Raw genomic sequence first — 2644 nt, 5'->3', positions numbered from 1 at the left:
TGTCGATGCGTCACCACCCGCGACAACAACCACGCCGAAACTGAAACGCAACGCACCTCACGTGGCGACCGCAGATCTCAAGACCGGGTCACTAGAGCACGTCCTCGAGCTCCCGCAGCAACCGCGCCTTCGCCCGCGCGCCCACCACCGACCGCACCGGCTGCCCGTCCCGGAACACCATCAGCGTCGGCATCGACAGCACCGCGTACGCCGCCTGCGTCCGCGGGTTGTGGTCCACGTCCACACTCACCACCCGCAGCCGGTGCGCCTCCTCCCGTGCGATGTCCGCCAGCACCGGCGCCATCATCCGGCACGGCGGGCACCAGTCCGCCGTGAAGTCGACCAGCACCGGTCCTTCGGCCGCCAGCACCTCGGTGGCGAACGTCTCGTCCGTCACCGCCGGCACACCCGTGATCTGCACCATCGTCTACTCCTTCACCAGTTCACACAGAGGCGGTTCCTCGACGGCGGCCAACTCGTCCCGGGCCTTCACCGCCCGCTCGAACTGCCCCGCCACCTGAGCCCGCACGTCCTGGAGCCGGGCGATGCACTCGTCCAGCTCCCCCAACTTCCGCCGGTACACCTCCAGAGAGGCCGGGCACGAGTCCCCCTCCGGGTGCCCCGCCCGCAGGCACTCCACGAACGGCCTGGTCTCCTCCAGCCCGAACCCGAAGTCCTGCAGCATCCGGATCTCCCGCAGCAACCGCAGATCCCCCTCGTCGTACGCCCGGTACCCGTTGCCCGCCCGCCGGGCCGGCAACAATCCCAACTGCTCGTAGTACCGCAACGCCCGCGTGGTCGTCCCCGCCCGCTCCGCCAACTCCCCGATCCGCATGCCGAACCACTCCTCCCGCACTTCCGACAACGACCGTAAACCTTCCCCTCAACGTCAACGCCAGCCTCAACCCCGCAGACGCACAGCCGCGCAGACACGCAGGCACGCAGGCACGCAGGCACGCAGGGCGAAGCCCACCCCATCAGCAACTCCCAGCGGGCACTATGTCCCCATGGATCTCGGACTGAAGGACAAGGCCTACATCGTCACCGGCGCCACCCGAGGCCTCGGCCTCGCCGGCGCCCGCGAACTCGCCGCCGACGGCGCCCGTGTGCTCATCAGCGGCCGAACCCGGCAAGCCGTCGACACCGCCGTCGCCGAACTCGAAACTCTCGGCACCGCCCGGGGCCTCGTCGCCGACAACGCCGCTCCCGACACCCCGGAGCGCCTCATCGCCGAGGCGCGTCGGCAGTTCGGCCGCCTGGACGGCATCCTGATCAGCGTCGGCGGCCCCAAGGCCGGGCCCGTGGAGACCACCCCCGAGGACGCCTGGCGCGACGCGTTCGAGTCCGTCTTCCTCGGCGCCCTACGCCTCGCCCGCGCCACCGCAGCCGCACTCCCCGACGGCGGTGTGATCGCCTTCGTGCTCTCCAGCTCGGTCCGCCAGCCGATCCCCGGCCTGGCCATCTCCAACGGTCTGCGCCCTGGCCTCGCCATGGCCGCCAAGGCCCTCGCCGACGAGCTCGGCCCCCGCGGCATCCGGGTACTCGGCCTGCTCCCGGCCCGGATCGACACCGACCGGGTCCGCGAACTCGACGGTCTCGCCGCCGACCCGGATGCCGCCCGCACCGCGGCCAGCGCCGCCATCCCGCTCCGCCGATACGGCTCCCCCGAGGAGTTCGGCAAGGTCGCCGCCTTCCTGCTCTCCCCCGCCGCCTCCTACCTGACCGGCATCATGGTCCCGGTCGACGGCGGCGCTCTCCGCTCCCTGTGATCTCCGCCCCTTGCATCACTCCCGACTATTCCAATCCTGACTAGTCACGATCGACCAATCACCTCCGACCAGTCCGCTCCGCTCATTCCACCCGTGGCTGCCTGCGCCCCCGCCGACCCCGCCCCCGCCGCGGCGCGGCGGGGGCCGCCTGCAAGACCCGGATCCGTAGCTCGGCCGGCAGCTCCGCCAGCCACAGGCTCCCGAGGGCATCCGCCCGAGGCCCGTCCTCGAAGTGCTCCACCAGCGCTGCCGGGTCCCCGCCCGGCTTCAGCCGCACGGCACCGCGCAACCGTGGATGGCCGGGCGCCCGCACCAACCGCACTCCGGCCCGCTCGACCTCCGGCAGCACCGCCGTCCCACTCTCCAGCGCCTCCTCCAGCGCCCGCGCACCGACCCGCAGCCGAAGCCCGCTCACCCCCGGCGTCGGCACCGCGATGCTCGACAGCCCACTGCGCCTCAGCTGCGCCACCAGCCACCACGCCGTCCCCGCCACGAGCACGGCCAGCCCGCCGATCACCGTCGGCCACCACCACGCCGACGCCACCCAGCGCCCCCTCGACCGCGCGCTCACCACCGGCTGGTCCGGCGAGGTGAGCGGCCACCACCCCGGAGGCTGGACGCCCAGCCTCCGGTACAGGTCGAGCCCACCCGCCAGCACCAGCACCCCGACACCGAACAGCACCACCCCCACCGCCCCCAGCAGCACCCGATTGACGACCGTCCGCCTCACCCGGCCGCCCCCGGCCCCTCGCCACCGGCCACCCCGGCGCCGCCGGCCCCCGGGCCCGGGCCCGGGGCGGGCCCCCCGGGCCGCCCCCCCCCCCCCCCCCCGCCCCCCCCCCCCCCCCCCGGCCCACCCCCACCGCCCCCCCCCC

The 2644-nt window shown here is 73.8% G+C and carries 4 protein-coding genes; 1 reads left to right on the top strand and 3 read right to left on the bottom strand.

From position 1 onward, the window contains the following. Window positions 1-91: 91 nt before the first annotated feature. Window positions 92-424: a thioredoxin gene (gene trxA, locus ACIQOW_RS33170; RefSeq protein WP_223245275.1), complete on the bottom strand. Its 333-nt coding sequence runs from the start codon at window positions 422-424 to the stop codon at window positions 92-94. Window positions 425-427: 3 nt separating this feature from the next. Then, complete coding sequence (locus ACIQOW_RS33165) at window positions 428-835, bottom strand: MerR family transcriptional regulator (RefSeq protein ID WP_401091257.1); 408 nt, start codon at window positions 833-835, stop codon at window positions 428-430. 172 nt (window positions 836-1007) lie between these two features. On the opposite strand from ACIQOW_RS33165, the gene ACIQOW_RS33160 reads away from it, so the two are divergent. Beyond that, window positions 1008-1769, top strand: coding sequence for an SDR family oxidoreductase (locus ACIQOW_RS33160; protein ID WP_401091248.1), 762 nt, complete (start codon window positions 1008-1010; stop codon window positions 1767-1769). 82 nt (window positions 1770-1851) lie between these two features. On the opposite strand, the gene ACIQOW_RS33155 is transcribed toward ACIQOW_RS33160, so the two are convergent. Beyond that, the gene (locus ACIQOW_RS33155) at window positions 1852-2499 is read right to left on the bottom strand and encodes an alkaline shock response membrane anchor protein AmaP (protein WP_401091246.1); all 648 of its coding nucleotides are present in this window, start codon (window positions 2497-2499) and stop codon (window positions 1852-1854) included. Between the last annotated feature and the right edge of the window lie 145 nt (window positions 2500-2644).

Source organism: Kitasatospora sp. NPDC091335 (assembly GCF_044757205.1).
Lineage (GTDB): Bacteria > Actinomycetota > Actinomycetes > Streptomycetales > Streptomycetaceae > Kitasatospora.
Note: the sequence above shows the minus strand (reverse complement) of the source record. Positions and strands in the feature narration are given on the sequence as shown.